Annotated in this window: 13 protein-coding genes; 1 reads left to right on the top strand and 12 read right to left on the bottom strand. The window is 43.9% G+C overall.

Annotated features, from left to right (window positions below; all coding sequences use genetic code 11):
• Positions 1 to 17: 17 nt before the first annotated feature.
• The 9 genes from gltB to AC4MCC_RS01545 all read right to left on the bottom strand — a co-directional run bounded on the left by gltB (position 18) and on the right by AC4MCC_RS01545 (position 12,606).
• Positions 18 to 4,493 (bottom strand): glutamate synthase large subunit, encoded by a 4,476-nt coding sequence (gltB, locus tag AC4MCC_RS01585; RefSeq protein ID WP_491876829.1) that lies wholly within the window; start codon positions 4,491 to 4,493, stop codon positions 18 to 20.
• A gap of 450 nt (positions 4,494 to 4,943) precedes the next feature.
• Positions 4,944 to 5,795, bottom strand: coding sequence for a hypothetical protein (locus tag AC4MCC_RS01580; RefSeq protein WP_491885599.1), 852 nt, complete (start codon positions 5,793 to 5,795; stop codon positions 4,944 to 4,946).
• An 11-nt stretch (positions 5,796 to 5,806) separates the two neighbouring features.
• A complete protein-coding gene (gene aroB, locus AC4MCC_RS01575) occupies positions 5,807 to 6,886 on the bottom strand; it encodes a 3-dehydroquinate synthase (RefSeq protein WP_491885598.1) in 1,080 nt (359 codons plus the stop codon).
• Positions 6,887 to 6,914: 28 nt separating this feature from the next.
• A complete protein-coding gene (gene aroK / locus AC4MCC_RS01570; RefSeq protein WP_005233593.1) occupies positions 6,915 to 7,451 on the bottom strand; it encodes a shikimate kinase AroK in 537 nt (178 codons plus the stop codon).
• A 36-nt stretch (positions 7,452 to 7,487) separates the two neighbouring features.
• The gene (locus AC4MCC_RS01565; RefSeq protein WP_491885597.1) at positions 7,488 to 9,653 is read right to left on the bottom strand and encodes a type IV pilus secretin PilQ; all 2,166 of its coding nucleotides are present in this window, start codon (positions 9,651 to 9,653) and stop codon (positions 7,488 to 7,490) included.
• Between the two features lie 16 nt (positions 9,654 to 9,669).
• On the bottom strand, positions 9,670 to 10,197 hold the full coding sequence (locus tag AC4MCC_RS01560; protein WP_034169727.1) for a pilus assembly protein PilP: 528 nt from the start codon (positions 10,195 to 10,197) through the stop codon (positions 9,670 to 9,672).
• A complete protein-coding gene (locus AC4MCC_RS01555; protein WP_491885596.1) occupies positions 10,197 to 10,913 on the bottom strand; it encodes a type IV pilus inner membrane component PilO in 717 nt (238 codons plus the stop codon). The genes AC4MCC_RS01560 and AC4MCC_RS01555 overlap by 1 nt, the downstream gene beginning before the upstream one ends.
• On the bottom strand, positions 10,910 to 11,548 hold the full coding sequence (locus tag AC4MCC_RS01550) for a PilN domain-containing protein (protein ID WP_491885595.1): 639 nt from the start codon (positions 11,546 to 11,548) through the stop codon (positions 10,910 to 10,912). The genes AC4MCC_RS01555 and AC4MCC_RS01550 overlap by 4 nt, the downstream gene beginning before the upstream one ends.
• Positions 11,548 to 12,606: a pilus assembly protein PilM gene (locus tag AC4MCC_RS01545; RefSeq protein ID WP_180002742.1), complete on the bottom strand. Its 1,059-nt coding sequence runs from the start codon at positions 12,604 to 12,606 to the stop codon at positions 11,548 to 11,550. Before AC4MCC_RS01545 ends, AC4MCC_RS01550 begins: the two co-directional genes overlap by 1 nt.
• Positions 12,607 to 12,772: 166 nt before the next feature.
• Between AC4MCC_RS01545 and ponA the strand changes: the two genes are divergently transcribed.
• On the top strand, positions 12,773 to 15,301 hold the full coding sequence (gene ponA, locus AC4MCC_RS01540; RefSeq protein WP_179992181.1) for a penicillin-binding protein PBP1a: 2,529 nt from the start codon (positions 12,773 to 12,775) through the stop codon (positions 15,299 to 15,301).
• 58 nt (positions 15,302 to 15,359) lie between these two features.
• Here ponA and AC4MCC_RS01535 read toward each other — a convergent pair whose 3' ends face one another.
• From AC4MCC_RS01535 to AC4MCC_RS01525, 3 genes are read right to left on the bottom strand one after another with little or no spacing between them, the layout of a single operon-like run.
• Positions 15,360 to 16,163, bottom strand: coding sequence for a putative RNA methyltransferase (locus tag AC4MCC_RS01535; RefSeq protein ID WP_491885594.1), 804 nt, complete (start codon positions 16,161 to 16,163; stop codon positions 15,360 to 15,362).
• A gap of 60 nt (positions 16,164 to 16,223) precedes the next feature.
• Positions 16,224 to 17,342: a phospho-N-acetylmuramoyl-pentapeptide-transferase gene (mraY, locus tag AC4MCC_RS01530; RefSeq protein WP_159122695.1), complete on the bottom strand. Its 1,119-nt coding sequence runs from the start codon at positions 17,340 to 17,342 to the stop codon at positions 16,224 to 16,226.
• The gene (locus AC4MCC_RS01525) at positions 17,343 to 18,746 is read right to left on the bottom strand and encodes a UDP-N-acetylmuramoyl-tripeptide--D-alanyl-D-alanine ligase (protein WP_491885593.1); all 1,404 of its coding nucleotides are present in this window, start codon (positions 18,744 to 18,746) and stop codon (positions 17,343 to 17,345) included.
• Positions 18,747 to 18,753: the final 7 nt, after the last annotated feature.

Genomic DNA, 18,753 nt, shown 5'->3' with positions numbered 1-18,753 from the left:
TATCTGCAGTAGTGGAATTATTGTGGATCAGCTTGAGTTGTTTTCAACAAGGTCAATAAGTTAGCTGCTTTTGGTTTTACCAGCCAGAACTTACGACTATAGAAATCAAACTCATGGCGGATCTTGTACGCCCAAGCACTACCTGTTTCTGCAATATGTTCATCTAAAATGCGAAGCAAGAAGGTCTGATGTTCTTCCATCGCTTCAGTTGAGATACGGTTCAGTTCAATCAACTCATGGTTGTAATGATCTACGAAATCATTGTCTAGGTCCAATACATAAGCGAAACCGCCGGTCATACCTGCACCGAAGTTATGGCCTACTTTACCTAGGACGGTCACAATACCGCCAGTCATATATTCACAGCAGTGATCGCCTGCACCCTCAATGACTGCGAAGGCACCAGAGTTACGAACTGCAAAACGCTCACCAGCCGTACCTGCAGCAAACAATTTACCACCAGTCGCACCATACAGACAGGTATTACCAATGATCGCAGTATTTTGAGTCTGGAATGGCGAACCTTTCGGTGGGAAAATCGAGATACGGCCACCTGCCATACCTTTACCCACGTAGTCGTTCGCATCACCTTCCAGTTTCAGATGCAGACCACCGGCATTCCAGACACCGAGTGACTGACCCGCTGTACCAGTTAGATTTACTTTAACCGGATGTGCTTCCATACTCAGGTTGCCATAACGTTTGGCAATTTCACCTGACAGACGTGCACCAATTGAACGGTCACAGTTACCTACGGTAAAGCTGTATTGACCGCCTGTACCTGCTTCGATTGCTGGCAGAATTTCTTCTACCATCTTCTCAGCCAAAATACCTTTATCGAATGGTTCATTACCCTGTACTTCACAGTACTGTGCTTTGCCTTCTGCTGCTGGATGTGACTCTAGCAGTTTGCTCAGGTCAAGGTGAGCATGTTTGTCAGTTTCACCTGGCAGGATTTCCAGCAAATCTGTACGACCAATCAGGTCTTTCAGGCTAGATACGCCAAGTGCCGCCAACCATTCACGTGTTTCTTCAGCAATGAAAGTGAAGAAGTTGATCAGCATTTGTGGTTCACCAATATAGTGTTCCTGACGTAAATGGTCTTGTTGAGTTGCAACACCGGTCGCACAGTTATTCAAGTGACAGATACGCAGGTATTTACAACCTAAGGCAATCATTGGAGTCGAACCGAAGCCAAAGCTTTCTGCACCCAAGATCGCTGCTTTTACTACGTCCAGACCAGTTTTTAAACCACCATCAGTTTGAACGCGTACTTTGCCACGCAGGTCGTTTACACGAAGTGCTTGATGCGCTTCACTTAAACCTAATTCCCATGGAGAACCCGCATGGTGAATCGAAGACAATGGAGATGCTGCTGTACCACCGTCATAACCAGAAATGGTAATGAAATCGGCATACGCTTTCGCAACACCTGCTGCAATCGTACCTACACCCGGTTCAGATACCAGTTTCACCGATACCATCGCTTGCGGATTGACCTGTTTCAAGTCAAAGATCAACTGCGATAAATCTTCGATTGAATAGATATCATGGTGTGGTGGTGGCGAAATCAGGGTCACGCCTGGAACTGAATAACGTAAACGGGCAATCAAGCCATTCACTTTACCACCAGGTAACTGACCACCTTCACCCGGTTTCGCACCTTGAGCCACTTTAATCTGCAACACTTCTGCTGAAGTTAAGTACGCTGGGGTTACACCAAAACGTCCGGATGCAATCTGTTTAATTTTCGAGTTGCGGATGGTGCCATAACGTGCTGGATCTTCACCGCCCTCACCAGAGTTAGAACGACCACCGATGGTGTTCATGGCAATCGCAATCGCTTCATGTGCTTCAGGAGATAACGCACCTAAAGACATACCCGCAGAGTCAAAGCGAGGCAAGATATCTTCTACAGACTCAACCTGATCCACTGGAATTGAGTTGTCAGTTTTCAGCTTGAATAAGTCACGGATGGTTGCAATGGGACGATTGTTTACCAGCTCTGCATATTCTTTAAAGTCAGCATAATTACCAGAACGTACTGCTTTATGCAGTGAATTAATCACATCCGGGTTAAACGCATGATATTCCTTGCCGAAGACAAATTTCAGCATACCACCCTGATCGATTGGCTTACGGTTTTTCCAGGCTAAATCTGCCAGTTGTTTCTGGTCATTTTCAAGGTCAGCAAAAGTTGCACCCTGAATACGACTCGGAACACCTACGAAGCATTTATTCACAACTTCATTGGATAAACCGACTGCTTCAAACAGCTGACCGCCACGGTAAGAAGCCACAGTTGAAATACCCATCTTAGACAGGACTTTCAACAGGCCTTTTTCAATCCCCTTACGGAAATTATTTTGTGCATAGACCGGATCACCCAGCAATTCACCTTTAGCCACCAGATCATTGATCACGTCATATGCCAGGTACGGATAAATTGCTGTCGCACCAAAGCCAAGCAGAACGGCAAATTGATGTGGATCACGGGCGAAACCGGTTTCAACAATCAGGTTCGCATCAGTACGCAGACCAGTATTGATCAGATGATGGTGTACTGCACCAGTGACCATCACAGCATTGGCTGGCAAGTAACCTTCACGGATTTTCTTGTCTGAAAGTACCAATAAAGTTTTGCCGTCACGAATCGCTTGCGCTGATTCTTCGCAAATACGAGCAATCGCAGCTTCCAGACCTTCGGTTTCAGCATAGTTCAGATCAATATCCGCAATCTCATAACCTGTACGGCCTAACGTGCGGATCTGATGCATTTTTGAATTAGACAGAACTGGACTCGAAATAATCAGACGGTCTGCATGTTCTGGACCCTGTTCGAAAACATTTTGTTCACGACCTAAACAGGTTTCCAGCGACATCACGATCGATTCACGTAATGGATCGATTGGCGGATTCGTTACCTGTGCGAACTGCTGACGGAAATAGTCTGACACATGACGTACCTGACGTGACAGCACCGCCATTGGGGTATCATCACCCATAGAACCCACAGCTTCCTGACCGCTTTCAGCGATTGGACGCAGCAACTGGTCACGTTCCTCGAAAGTCACCATGAACATTTTCTGTGCCGCTTTCAGGTTGTCACCTTTCAAGCCTCGCTCACATAGATATTCTTCCAGCTCAGGGCTGCCTTGTAGACGTACAGCATTTTCACGTAACCATTCACGGTACGGACGCATACGTTTCAGGTGATTATTCACATCCTGAGTATCTAATACTTTACCGGTATAAGTATCGATCACCAGCATTTGACCTGGACCCACACGACCTTTAGAAATGACATCTTCAGGTTCATAGCCCCATACACCGATTTCTGAAGCCAGTGTAATGTAGCCATTTTTAGTGATGACCCAACGTGCCGGACGCAAGCCGTTACGATCCAGCATACAGATCGCATGACGACCGTCTTGGATAACTAAACCAGCAGGGCCATCCCATGCTTCCATATGTTTAGAGTTGAACTCATAGAATGCACGTAAATCAGCATCAAGCGTTTCAACGTTTTGCCAAGCAGGTGGAACCAGCATACGTAGCGCACGGAACAGATCCATACCACCACCCACGAGGATTTCCAGCATATTATCCAGACTAGATGAATCTGAACCAGTACGGTTTACGATTGGATTCAGCTCAGTCAAACCTGGCAGTAACGGGTTTTCAAATTTAGGTGTACGCGCCATTGCCCAGTTACGGTTAGCCGTAATGGTATTGATCTCACCATTGTGGGCAAGGTAACGGAATGGCTGAGCCAATGGCCAACGTGGCAACGTATTGGTAGAGAAACGTTGGTGGAAGACCACGATATGTGATGCCAGACGCTCATCAGCCAGGTCAGTATAGAAGTCAGCAATAGCTGCTGGCATCATCAGACCTTTGTAGCTGATTACAGTTGAGCATAAGGTCGTCACATAGAAGTATGGATCACTGGTTAACTGCTGTTCAGCACGACGACGTGCAAGGAACAATTTACGGTTGAATTCAACTTCAGTTACACCAATTGGGCAGTTCACGATGATCTGTTCAAAAGCTGGTAGAGACTGCATTGCAATCTCACCAAGCGCATCATTATTCGTCGGTACAACACGCCATGCGATAACGCGACAGCCTTCTTCTTCAATTTCTTTCGTCAGGACCTGTTTTGCATGTGCGGCTAATGCGGGGTCCAGATTCAGGAATACTGTACCCACAGCAAAAATCTCACTTAAGGTAATGTCGCTTAAGCGTTTGGCCTCTTCACGGAAGAATTCTTTAGGCATTGCCAGCAATAGACCACAACCATCACCGGTCTTGCCATCAGCAGCAATACCGCCACGGTGGGTCATACAACTTAGACTATGAATTGCGGTCTTGACCAGATCATGACTGGCATCACCCTGCATATGGGCGATCAAACCGAAACCACAGTTATCTTTAAACTCATCCGGTTGGTATAAACCTTGAGCGGGAGCTACATTATTAGGCGATGGCATGTGCATAGCGTACCCTTCTTTTCACTAAGCCCGATAGGCTATTAAACAATCTAAATTCTGCTGTGCGTGACTGTCTGATTTACTCCGCAAGCTAAGCAGCTTTATAGAGCAAAATATCATTGAGTATCTTTTCAACATAATCCTTTTTCAGACGGAATGCATGAAAAATAACATTCATTTTGCTGATGGATAAGATAAAAATAAGCAACAAAGATGACAATTACGCCTATTCATCGAATCATTTTCGCGCTAAAACAGGGAGATTAATTCAATTCATGCACCAATAAAGCAAATTTCATGCCAACTTAAGGAGCAAAAATCAAAACAACACAAATGACAAAGATTTAGCCTACAAAAGAAAATTTATGATTATTTATGGTGCGTATTTTTTGCACCAAAAGCGCACATTTATAATAAAGATAAAGTGTCTGTGCGCTATTTTAGACCGGCCTAGTTAAATGGATCACTAATCTCGTTTTCTTGAGGTCGAGAATTGCCATTTGATGAGCGCGGACTTCCTTCGACATGACTTTGAGATTTCTGCACATCCACTACATTACCTTCCTGATCACGTCGAACAATCGTGGTACTCGTGGTGCTTTCTTTAGGGGTGACCATAGGGGCTGAAGGTTGAGCTTTCGGTCTGATCTGTACGGATTCATTAAATTTCGGTAAAGGTACATTTTTCAACTGAATTTCATAAAGTTTTTGATTACTTGCCAGTTCTTCCGAACCCATACTGTTGACTAGACTGGCATATTGTTGCATGGCCACAACTTTAGGCTGGACAGATTTAGGCAAATTCAGATTGAGCGCTGATAAAGCTTGTTGAGCTTCTGCTGCGGTTTTATACAGACCATATAACAATACATATTGTTCTGGTTGATTCTCACCTGAAAGCCTTAAATAAACAAAAGGCTTACGATCCTGCTGTTTTTTCAGGAAGGTTTTTAGAATGGCTTCATTACCCACACGAAATAGCTCAATCGCATGCTGATTCTTTACTTCACCAATATATTTGGTTCCGCGGAATTCAGGCTCATGACTAACATTGACAACAATTCGAGTATTGAGATCAAGAGGCTTAACTTCATCAGAAAGCGCACCAAGATGGGTCATCGAGGCCACTTTTTCTGGTTGAATCTGTAATTCAACTTCGGTTTCCGGCTTCTTCTCTACTTCTACAACTTCATCTGTATCAGTGATAGCCCAAAAAACCAAGGCAGTAAATAGACAGCATACGCCACAGACCAGCCAGAAATAATGCTGAATCTTTTGCCAAGGAAAACGTAATGCTGTCATAAAAATTAAACCTATGCCTGATGAGCTAAAATCGCCTGTTGCATCAACTCGACATTAAAGTCTCGAGTAATGACCGCTTTTCCAAGTTGTTGCAATAATACAAGACGAAGCTGCCCATTTAAAACTTTCTTGTCGTGAGCCATATAAGCCAGGAAATCGTCAAGTGGGATTTTAGGACAAACAATAGGTAATTGCGCACGAGAAATGATTTTTTTTGTACGCTCAAGGTCTTCTAATGAAATCCAGCCCATGCGATGGGATAAATCTGCTGCCATCACCATCCCCGTGGCTACCGCTTCTCCGTGCAGCCACTCACCATAACCCAGATAAGACTCGATCGCATGACCAAATGTATGACCGAGATTAAGTAAAGCACGCTCACCCTGCTCTTTTTCATCATTCGCTACAATACGGGCTTTATGCGCACATGAACGATAAACCGCTTCGGCCAGCAATTGCTCATCACGGGCAATAAGACCTTCCATATTGGCTTCTAGCCAGACCAGAAACTCTTCATCACCGAGCAAGGCATATTTGATCACTTCAGCCAAACCTGCAGACAGTTCACGATCTGGTAAAGTTGACAGCTGTGACATATCTGCCAGCACCACTTGTGGCTGCTGGAAAGCACCAATCATGTTTTTACCCAGCGGATGATTAATGCCGGTTTTGCCCCCCACACTGGAATCCACTTGAGAGAGTAAAGTCGTTGGCACCTGAATAAAATAGACACCACGCTGGAAGCAGGCAGAAGCAAAACCGGCCATATCTCCAATAACACCACCACCGAGTGCCAGAACTGTACAGTCGCGGTTAAAGCCTGCCTCAAGCAATGCATCAAAAATCAGGTTTAGATGCTCAATATTTTTGTATTTCTCACCATCCGGCAAAATACAGGTCGCCACAGTTTTACCCAGATTTTCCAATGCAGCCTTATAGCGATCTAGATAAAGTGGTGCCACCGTATCATTACTGACAATCATCACCTGTTTGCCATGAATATAAGGTTCAAGCAGTTCCTGAGGATTCAAGTTACTGCCAATAAAAATGGGGTAACGACGTTCACCGAGTTCGACATATAAGGTTTTCATGAGGGGATAACCACTTTTTCAACTGAACTTATTTTTTCGGAAGGATGAGATTCAGAATACGCTGCGCCAGATCTCGTGCAGCTCCCTGATTGGTCTCAATGATGTAATGTGCGACTTCCCGGTATAACGGATCCCGTACTGCAAGCAGATCTCTGAGTTTCTGTTCAGGATTTTCGACTTGTAACAAGGGACGGTTTTTGTCGCGATAGGTTCGCTGAAGCTGAATTTCAACTGGGGTGTAAAGATAAACAACGATGCCTCGCTGCTTTAAATAATCCCGATTAGGAGCCTGAGTAATTGCACCACCACCAGTCGCAAGTACAAGTTGTGGACGTGAGGTTAACTCATCAATTACAACAGTTTCACGATGACGAAAACCCTTTTCACCCTCTTTTTCAAAGATCCAAGGAATCGTAGCCCCTGTTTTACGCTCAATTTCATGATCGCTGTCCAGAAATTCTCGTCCTAACAGTTCTGCTAAATGTCGTCCTACTGTTGTTTTACCGGCCCCCATCGGCCCTACCAAATAGATATTTGGCAGGGTTTCAAACTCTTTGCTTGGCAAGGAGTCACCTATTCATTTTGTTAAATTCAAAATATATTAATGATTTCTTGAAACACTGTCATTAACAATTCGAGGTGTAACAAAAATCAGTAACTCACGCTTGTTATCTGATTTTACATCTTTACGGAATAAACGACCTAAATAAGGTAGATCGCCCAAGAAAGGAACTTTAGTTTGTGCATTTCGAGTTTCTTGCTCAAAAATACCACCAAGTACTACTGTTTCACCATTATCAACTAGTACATTAGTATTGATCTGATTTTTATTAATCGTTAACTGGCCAGTTGGTGTAGGATTTCCTGGTGAGTCACTGGTAATATTTAACTCCATCTGCACCTTGCCATCTGGAGTAATACTTGGTGTAACATCCAGACTTAAAGTTGCATCAATAAACTCTGTAGTCGACACTGCATTGGCACCACCACCTTCTGCGGACTGATATGGAATTTGTGAACCAGATGCCACAGTCGCTTTTTGTTTATCAGCAGTGAGTACTTTTGGTGTAGAAATCACTTCACCATAACCATCTGCTTGAAGCGCAGAAAGTTCAAGATCCAGCATAAAATCAGATAGGCTAATTAAACCAAAGGCGATGCGACTTGCTCCTTGACTAGTAACCCCTAAGTCTACATTTAGGTTATCCGGACGCTGAATATCATAGGTAAATCCACCGAATTCATTTACCTCTGGCTCTCGGAGATCCCAAAGAGTTGTATCACTTCCACCAACAAGTAAATGGTTATTGCTAGCTATACCTTGAGATAAGACACCCCATTTCACTCCCATTTCTTTGGTAAAGTCAGTGGTTGCACGAACGATACGTGCCTCAACCATTACCTGTTTCACCTGTACATCAAGTAGATCGACCATATTGCGAATTTTATCAATGAAAGGCTGGGTATCATTCACAATAATGGTATTGGTACGAGCATCAATAGAGATAGAGCCACGTGAACTTAATAAACTTTCTCTATCATCACCGTTACTGGTATTACTTGAACTACCTGACCCTGATGCACTCTTATTTTGAGTAATCAGCTTTTCAATATCAGCTGCCTTTGCATAACTAAGCTGCATATATTCAGTTTGAATTGGCGCAAGTGCAACGCTTTGTTTTAAAGCCTTAGCTTCTTCTTCTTCAGCCTTAATCAGTTCTGCAACCGGTGCAATCCAGATCACATTACCATTACGACGCTTATCCAGATTTTTGGTTTTTAATACAATATCTAAAGCCTGATCCCAAGGCACTTCTTTGAGGCGTAAGGTAATATTACCCTGTACGCTATCTGCAGCAACCATATTGATATCGGTAAAATCGGCTAATAACTGTAGAACTCGACGAACTTCAATATCTTGAAAATCTAGGGAAATTTTCTTGCCTGTATAAGCGACTGATTTAGGACGCAGCGGATTTTTAACTTCTGGACGCTTCAAACTAATGGTCAGCTTATTATCCGTCTGGAAAGCCATATATTCATAACTTTCTGCAGACTGAATGGTAATCACGCCTGATCCATTCTGGTTGACTGCATCTACCGTTGAAACGGGTGTAGCAAAATCATTTACATTTAAACGTCGAGTCAAATGTGCCGGAATCTTGGAACCCAAAGTTCTTACAATCACTTTAGTTCCCTGCTGCTGAACATCGACTGGTGTGTTCTGACCTGCCAGATCAATTACCACCAGCCCTTCACCCTGTGCACCCCGCTGGAAACCAATATTGGTAATCCCCTGAGCGACCTGCTGTTGTACAGGCTGAGCAATAGCAACTGGAGTGGCAGAATTAATTTTTAAAATAAAGGTATTACCTTCTACACGCGTGGTAAATGCACCTGCATTAGCGAGATTCACTGTCAGGCGAGAACGCTGTGCATCTGAGCTAATATCAACTGAACTAGCTTCAGCAGTTGCGACTGGAATACTAGACTGTTTTAGATTTTGTTGGGCCTCATTAAAATCCAGAATCAGGCGTGACGGAGATTCAAGCTGATAAGCTTGAGGCTGAGGTGGCAATCCATTAAACATCACCCGGATTTCAGTTCCCTGTCCAGGAATCTGCATTGGCACCACATTGGTCATTGAAACTTGCGCACTCGCTGCTTGCATCACAGCAATCGCGACAGCCCCCATAGAAAACTGACGAAACACATGATTCATTGTATTAGCATCCCCAAAAATAAATTCTTTAATACTCTTATTCATTTTTATTCCTTAAAACTTATGGCGCTGGCCCAATCAAAACCAGACTTCGTGGACGTTCCACATATCCCTCACGGCCATCTGGAATAATCTCAATCAAGTCAATCTGTGTCGGCGTAATTCTCGTTACACGACCGTGATTAAGTCCCATATAGCTGCCACGTTGTATCCGTTCAATTTCCCCATCAGGCGTTTGAATCAAAGCCAGAATCTGCCCCGCCTGATTCCGCATACTGCCTTTCATGCTTAAGGTTTCCAGTGGATAACTCTCTAAAGGCTGTAATTGGCGTGACAAGTTTGGATAAACCCGCTTACCTGCCATAATTTTCAATTCGGCTGCTAAAGAGCTTGGCAGGAAAGGACTTTTCAGCTGATGAGCTGCATAATTAAACATTTCTGTCGGAATAAAATCCGGCGCCGGTTCAATTGGTAATGGTGGTTGATTACGGATATTGGCCATTTCCTGATTGACTGCATCAATTCTTGATTCGCAGCCCACCAATAAAAATCCGAGCGTTAAAGCTGAAGTAATTTTAATGATATTCATTACTGAGCTCCCTGCGTATCAGTTGTAGCTGAAGTAGATGAAGCATCTGCATTGCCTACATAACGGTAGGTTTTCGCTTTCACTACATAATCAATAACAGGAATTTCAGATTTCTTTTCTTTATTTTTAGTCCCTGTAATGGTGAAGTCATGCAGTGTAACGATGCGCGAAAGACCTGCAATACTGCTCACAAAAGAACCAAAGGCATGATAATCCCCAGTGGCTTCAATCGCGATCGGCTGCTCAATAAAGAATTCCTGTTTGATTTCAGGTTCCAAGCGAATATTCTTGAATTTCAGTCCGGAGTTCACTCCACTCAGGTTAATATCTTCAACCAGACCTGGAATTTCAGTTTCTTTCGGCAATTGTTCCAATTGCTGATTAAAACGTGCTTCCATCTCCTGCAACTGAATCTGATATTGCTGTAAATTCCGCAGCTTGGATTCCTTTTCCCGGAATTCATTTAACAGGTTTTGCTCTTGAGCACTGGCTTGTGAAATAGCTTCTATTTTGCCGCGAATAAACCCGAAATACCCCAGCATAAAAACCAGAATAACAATAAAGATCCAGCAGGTAATTTTGACTGATAATGGCCAGCTACCATAATTATTTGGATCTAGTGTATTGAATTGTTGAAAGAACTTTTCAACTGTCATTTTTTTTCTAGGAACAGCCACTACGTCTTGGCTTAATTCATCGAATCCGTCATTACTCATGATGATGCCTCCGCTGTAGTTGTGGCTGGCGTTTGTCCTTCTTTAAGTGTTGGCTCAGCAATTTGATCTAGATCAACCGTGACCGTAAAGCTACCATAAGATTCTTCTACTCGAGGAATCACCGAGGATGGCGCTTTATTTTTTGCTTCGTCTGCGACAATAAAGGCATTCATAAATGCATTACGATACCAGCTAGAAGCTTCCAGATTACGTAGCAACTCAGCCACTGTATTCGGACTTTCCGCCTTACCTTCAATGGTAAATTTATCACCGGTACGCTGAAATTTCGTAATATACATATTGCCTGGTGTGACCCGTACAATTTCATCAATCAGGTGAACTGCGATCGGTCGTTGAGTCTGTAAGCCCTGAATCAGCTTCATACGTTCAACAATTGCATTACGCTGGTCTTGTAAACCATCCAATGCTTTCAGCTGTACATCCAGATTCTGGTTAGTACTGACCACCAGCTGGTTGGCCTGCTCCTGATCCTGAAGTTTTTGATCGTAATAGAACCAGGTTGAACCTGCTGCTGCCAATCCTAGAAAAAGTGCCCCTGCGCAAATCGCTACAAATTCATTATTTCTTTTAATTCTTAGCTCATCGCGCCAAGGGAGTAAGTTAATCTTTGCCATTAATCAAAACTCCTCAATGCCAAACCACATGCAACCATGAGTGAGGACGCGTCATTTTCAATTTTTTTAATATCAATTTGAGGAGAAAAGCCCATTTGCAGGAATGGATTGGCAATAGTGACCCGGTAGCCGAGTTTTTGCTGTAATAATTTTGCCAGACCTGGAATATTGGCATTCCCCCCTGCCAATAAAATATGGTCAATCTCGTTAAACTGAGATGAAGAGAAGAAGAACTGCAATGAGCGAGCTGCCTGCTGTACCACAGCATCCAGGAATGGCTCCAGTACTTCAATATCGTAGTCATCTGGTAAGGCACGGGTTTTTTTAGCACGCCCTGCTTCCTCAAAAGACAATCCATAACGGTTCTGGATTTCCTGAGTTAGCTGTTTGCCACCAAAAACCTGCTCACGGGTATAAATGATCTTGTTATTCTGCATGACGGATAAGGTCGTCATACTATGACCAATATCCAGGATCCCGACAGTATTTACCCCCATCGGCAAGGTATCCGAAAACACCTTGAATGCATTTTCTAATGCAAAGCTTTCGACATCTGCAATTTTTGGATTGAGGTTGGCAATTTGCAGTACTTCAGAACGTGCTTCGACATTTTCGATTCGGGTCGCTACCAACAGGACATTGACCCGGTTCGGATTGGTTAAACGGTCTGGCAGAACTTCAAAGTCCAGACTGGCTTCATCAAGTGGGAAAGGAATATATTGTTCGGCATCTTCACGAATCTGAATTTCACGTTCATCATCCGACATATCAGCATCCATTTCGATGATCTTGGTGATGACCATAGAAGTTGGAATCGCAAAGGCTGACTGACTGGACTGGGTATTGGCCAAATTAATCGCACGCCCCAACGCATCACCCACCGCTTCTGGATTTAAAATATTTTTTTCAACGACACTACTTTCTGGTAGTGGGACCAAAGCATAACTTTCTACCCAGTACCGACCGTTCTTTACAGAGAGCTCTAAAACTTTAACAGAAGTCGAACTAATATCCACTCCTATTAACCCCTTATTTGGCTTACGATATAACCTGCGCACAATACAATTCCTATTATTTTTTTATCCCCAATAAAAACAAACTCACCAATCTGTGCCGGTCTATAATTTTATATAGATACAATAACTCATCTAACAATATGCATATCTAAAGGATATACTGACCGGTAATTAGTTTGCCATTAGCTCTTATTAAAACTTACTTGTTATGAAAAAGCTATCTTGTTCAGGCCTTGTTCATCCATTTTTTTTGATCATTATCATTATCTTGATCTCAATTCCGATGGGTTTCTATGGCATGTATCTCTATATTGCCCCATCTTTGCCTGAAATGTCTACGCTTAAAAAGGCACCTTTATTAAAGCCTTTACAAGTTTTTAGCTCAGATAATGAGCTCATTGCAGAGTATGGTGGCAAGCTTTCTGTTCCTGTGAATTATGAACAGATTCCGAAAGAATTTATTCACGCCTTCCTCGCTGCAGAAGATTCCAGTTTCTTCGAACACAGCGGCATCAGTTTTAAAGGCTTAGGACGTGCAGTCAGTGAAACCATTACCGGCTCTGATGTACAGACAGGTGGTTCGACCATTACCATGCAGGTCGCCAAAAACTACTATTTAAGTCCCGAACGTACTTTAAAGCGTAAACTGACTGAAATTTTCCTGGCACGTAAAATAGAACAGAATTTAAGTAAAGAAGAAATTCTGACTTTATATGTCAATAAAATTTTCTTGGGGAAAAATGCTTACGGCATTGCGGCAGCAGCCAAAATCTATTACAACAAAAGTTTAGATGAGCTTTCGATTGCGCAAATGGCGATGATTGCTGGCCTACCTAAAGCGCCTTCTCGTTATAATCCGGTAGCCAACCCTAAGCGTGCACTAGAACGCCGCAACTGGATTTTAGGTCGTATGCTGCAACTGGGTTATTTGAATCAGAGCCAATATCAGGAAGCCATTGCTGAACCGATTAACCTGGATATGCCTGACCGTAGTACCCGCAACAAATTTCCCTACGTCGGCGAAATGGTTCGCTCTGAACTGGTAGAAAATTTTGGTGAACAGGCCATAGATTCAGGTTATAAAGTCTACACGACGATCCATAGTGAACGTCAGGCTTATGCTGAACAGGCAGTACAGGATGGTTTAGAGGCCTATGATCGTCGTCATGGCTGGCGAGGTGCTGAGGCTCATGATCAGCCCCTGCAAAATTTCCGTGTCTATGCCAACACTTACCCTGCTGAAGTGACCAAGGTCAATAATAATAGCTTTGAAGCGTTGATGCAGGATGGCACCACTGTAACTGTGCCTTGGTCAGGCATGTCCTGGGCTCGCCCTTATCGTAGTGCAGATAGTGTAGGTGCTGCACCAAGCAGAGCTTCACAGATTGTTAAAGTTAAAGATATTGTTCGTTTAAGACCTAATGAAAATAAAAGTTCCTGGGCACTAGTACAAACGCCTCAGGTACAGGGCCAATTAATTGCATTAAACCCAAATAATGGTGCGATTGAAGCCATTGTGGGTGGTTATAATTTTTATCAATCCAAATTTAACCGCGCGACTCAAGGCTGGCGTCAACCGGGTTCAACCATTAAACCTTTTGTTTATGCTCTGGCTTTAGAACGTGGTATGACTCCGCATACCATGGTCAATGATGCACCGATTACTATTGGTAAATGGAGTCCGCGTAATTCGGATGGCCGTTATTTAGGGATGATTCCTTTACGTCGTGCTTTATATCTGTCACGTAACACGGTTTCAGTACGCCTATTACAAACTGTTGGTATTGAGCGTACCCGTCAGTTATTTATGGATTTTGGCTTGCAGGATAATCAGATTCCACGTAACTATACTATTGCTCTAGGCACACCTCAGGTTTTACCAATCCAGATGGCCACTGGTTATGCTACGTTCGCCAATGGCGGTTATCGGATTCAGCCACATTTTATTACGCGTATCGAAGATGCCTATGGCAAGACTATTTTTGAGGCTAAGCCTGAATATGCCTGCATCTCGTGTATTAATGCTCAGGAAGAAAGTCCTCAACCAACAGGCGCACTCACTCCTGATGATGAAGCAATTGAAATCAATAACAAAACCCTAGCGCAGAAACCAGAAACACCAAAAATCTCGGCAGAAGACAGTAATTACCGTCAGGCAGAACGTATTCTAAAATCTAGCTCTGCTTATGATATGGCCAATATTTTACGCGATGTGATTCAGCATGGTACGGGGCGTGCTGCTTTAAGAATTGGTCGTAGCGATATTGGGGGTAAAACCGGTACCACCAATGATGCCAAAGATGCCTGGTTTGCAGGTTTTAATGGCAAACTGGTCACCGTTGCCTGGGTCGGTTTTGATCAGCCGAAGACTTTAGGTCGACGTGAATACGGTGGCGTAGCAGCCTTGCCAATTTGGACCGACTTTATGGGGAATGCCTTAAAAGGCACACCAGAAGCTTGGGTTCGCCTGGATCGTAATGCTAAAGCACCAATTAACCGTAATAAGGTAGTGCAAGGTGAGCAGGAACAGCATGATCCGTCTTCTCCACCTTTAGCGACGCCTCTGTATCGCCCTGCCCCGGTTGTAGCACCTAAGCGACAAAGCAATGATTTTGAAGATTTGCCTGATCAGGAAATTCGCATACCGGATGATGAAAGAGTGGCGCCAAGAGACCAGCCACTACAACCAAATCGGGTGGTGGATCCTTTGGAAAACTTGATTGAAGAACTTGAATAATCTGAACCAATAAAAAATCCCTCAATAATGAGGGATTTTTTATTTCTAAATAACCGATTTACTTCTTCTGAAATACATAAATCTGGAATTGAGCCATTAAATCGAATTGATCCTGCTGCTCAAGTGCCAAACGGCGTTCAGGTTTGGCTTTATAAGCATAAGGAGTCATGGTAATCAGGTTTTTTAAATCCGCTTGAGCCAAAGTCATTGGCGCATCAATCACCTGTTCACTTACCAGATTAAATGTATCCTGCAACTGTTCGACAAATTTATGTGGTTCATGTGCTTTCACTTCCTCGAATAAGGCTTCACGCATCGCGTACAAATGTTGTGGTGCAGGTGTCACTACCATCAAATAAGATTTTGCCTTTAATACCCGCAAGATTTCTTGTTTCGGAATCGGGCTAAATAAGCTGGTACAGAGATCAATGGATTGATCCAATACCGGCAAGGTCGCCCCTGTTCCTACCACCCAGGTAATTTCTTTATTCAGTTTAGCTGCAACCTGAACTGCATTTTTGGCAATATCTACGCCGACACATTGCATGACTTCAGCCTGCATGGCATTGGTGTAATAACCTTCGCCACAACCAATATCGAGCAGATTTTCAATCCGCAGCTCACAGATTTTCTTGACCACAGCCTGTTGCAAAGGCGCATAATGGCCTGCACTCAGAAATGCACGGCGTGCCTGCACAGATTCAGGCGTATCACCCGGATTTTTACTATGTTTATGCTGCACCACATGCAGGTTCACATAACCCTGCTTGGCCACATCATAGCTATGCTGATTGTCACAGCGCCATGTACGTTCATTTAAGCGTAACTGCTCACGACAAACAGGACACATCAGTAGGTTCATTTTTTTCATTTCTCCAAAACAAAAAAGCCGGCATGCGCCGACTTTTTTCAAATGCATTTCTTAGCGTAATTTTAAGGTCATTAGGCCTAAAACTACCAGCATAATCGTAATAATCCAGAAACGAATGACGACTTGAGTTTCACGCCAACCTTTCTTTTCATAATGGTGATGCAAAGGTGCCATCAGGAATACCCGTTTATTACGCATTCTTAATGAACCGATTTGCAGGAAGACTGAAATCGCTTCCACCAGGAATACACCTGCCATAATCGCAAACACGATTTCCTGACGCACCATCACGGCAATCGTACCCAGCATTGCACCTAAAGATAATGCACCCACATCACCCATAAACACTTGAGCTGGGTGAGCGTTATACCAGAGGAATGCCAGACCGGCACCAATCATCGCAGCACAGATAACTACCAGTTCGGAAGAATATTTCACATAAGGAATATGTAAGTAGTTAGCGAAACGTACATCGCCTGCCAGATAAGCAAATACCCCTAAACCTGCTGCAACCAGAACAATTGGCATGATCGCCAGACCATCCAGACCATCAGTCAGGTTTACGGCATTGGATGCACCATTAATCACGAAGTAAGTGAAAATAATGAAGCCAATTCCCAGCGGAATCACAGACAATGGAATGGTGTGATCCTTAAAGAATGGAATCAGCACATCCAGCATATTGGCAGTCACTACCGGATTCGGTTGCTGCTGTGCGATCACATACAGTGCAATACCAGCACCGATTGAACCTACAGACGTCCAAAAGAATTTCTTGCGTGCAGGTAAACCAGCATTGTCTTTATAACGGATTTTAATCCAGTCATCTGCCCAGCCCACGGCGCCAAAAATCACCATCACCGAGAGCACAATCCAGACATAAGGGTTCGTCAGGTCTGCCCATAGTAAGGTGGATATCCCGATCGAGAGCAGGATTAATACCCCACCCATAGTCGGTGTACCCATTTTCTTGGCATGATTCTCAGGAGCAAACGAACTTACTGCCTGACCATATTTTAGTGCCTGCAATTTGCGGATCATGATCGGACCCAAAACCAAACCGATGGTCATTGCGGTCAAGACGCTGAGCAAAGCACGTAAAGTTAAATAACGAACCACCTGAAACGTGCTATCAAAGCCCGCCAGATGATCAAATAGCCATAACAGCATTTAGAGTTTCTCCATCAATGCAGCCATTAATGTTTCCATATGGGTAAAACGTGAACCCTTGAACAGGAAAGACATTGGCTGGGGATGATGTGTTTCAATCAAATCAATTAAAAACGGTAAAGCCTGCTCCTGATTCAGGAAAGCCTGCATTTTCTTACCATATTGCGTACTACGTGCACCTTCTTGTGCAGCTGGAGCAAATTCCCCCACAGCCACCACAAAATTAATGCCTTTGACCGATACCAGATCCCGACCGAGTTTATAATGCTCGATCGCGGCAGATGAACCCAGTTCACCGATATCACCGGTCACCATTACCCGAATGCCCTGCTGCTGCGCTAAAACTTCAGCCGCTGCACGCATCGAACTTGGATTGGCATTGTAGGTATCATCAATAAATAAAAATTCTTTATGCGGTATAAAGTTCAAACGACCTTTGGCACCAACGGCCTGTTCAAGGCCAGCCACGATATCATCCAGACTAATACCAATTGCCAAAGAGAAAGCCACTGCCGCAGTTGCATTTTGCACATTGTGTTCACCAGCAAATGGTAGATTTACGGTTTTAATGCCTTGCGGTGTATTTAGCGTGAAAGTCGCAGATTGCGGATGTAGTTCTACGTCAGTCGCGTAGACATCACCGCCCTGACCAAAACTCAAAGTTTTCTCGGTTTTGACGGCTGTACGGATCTTCTCGGCATAATCATCCGCTGCAGGCACAATCGAGGTTTCAGAAATATGCGAATAGATTTCAGACTTGGCACGACAAATCCCATCACGGCCACCAAACTCACCCAAGTGTGCGGTACCAATATTAATGATACCGGCCACATGCGGCTGTACCAGATTGGAAGTGTAATCAATTTCACCCTGATGGCTCGCACCCAGCTCCATCACCGCATACTGATGTTCAGCACGCAGTTCCAGTAACATCATTGGGACACCCAAATCATTATTCAGGTTACCGCGAGTGACTAAAGTCGGTGCCAGACGTGACAGGATACTGCCCAGCATTTCCTTGGTCGTGGTTTTACCGCTACTGCCAGTCAAAGCAATGACTTTAAGCTGTGAGTTTTGCTGACGACGATAAGCGCCAAGATGACCCAGTGCCAGACGAGTGTCTTCAACCACCAGCTGGCAAATCTCTGCATCAACAGGTTGGCTGACAATCGCGATTCCACAGCCCTTCTCAGCCACTTGTGCGATAAAGTCATGCGCATCAAAACGCTCACCTTTAAGTGCCAGAAAAACATCACCTGCTTCGGCATGACGGGAATCAGTTAAAATCCGCTTAATCTGACCTTCAGGTTTTTTATCATTCAGCCAATAACCATGAGTGGCCTGCTCTAACTGTTCAATTGTCCATGGCTCTAGAGGCACGGTACTTGTTGTTGAAGTATGCATGTAAAAT

This window comes from Acinetobacter sp. CAU_H_56, from assembly GCF_058599425.1.
This window is presented reverse-complemented; position numbering and strand designations above follow the sequence as displayed.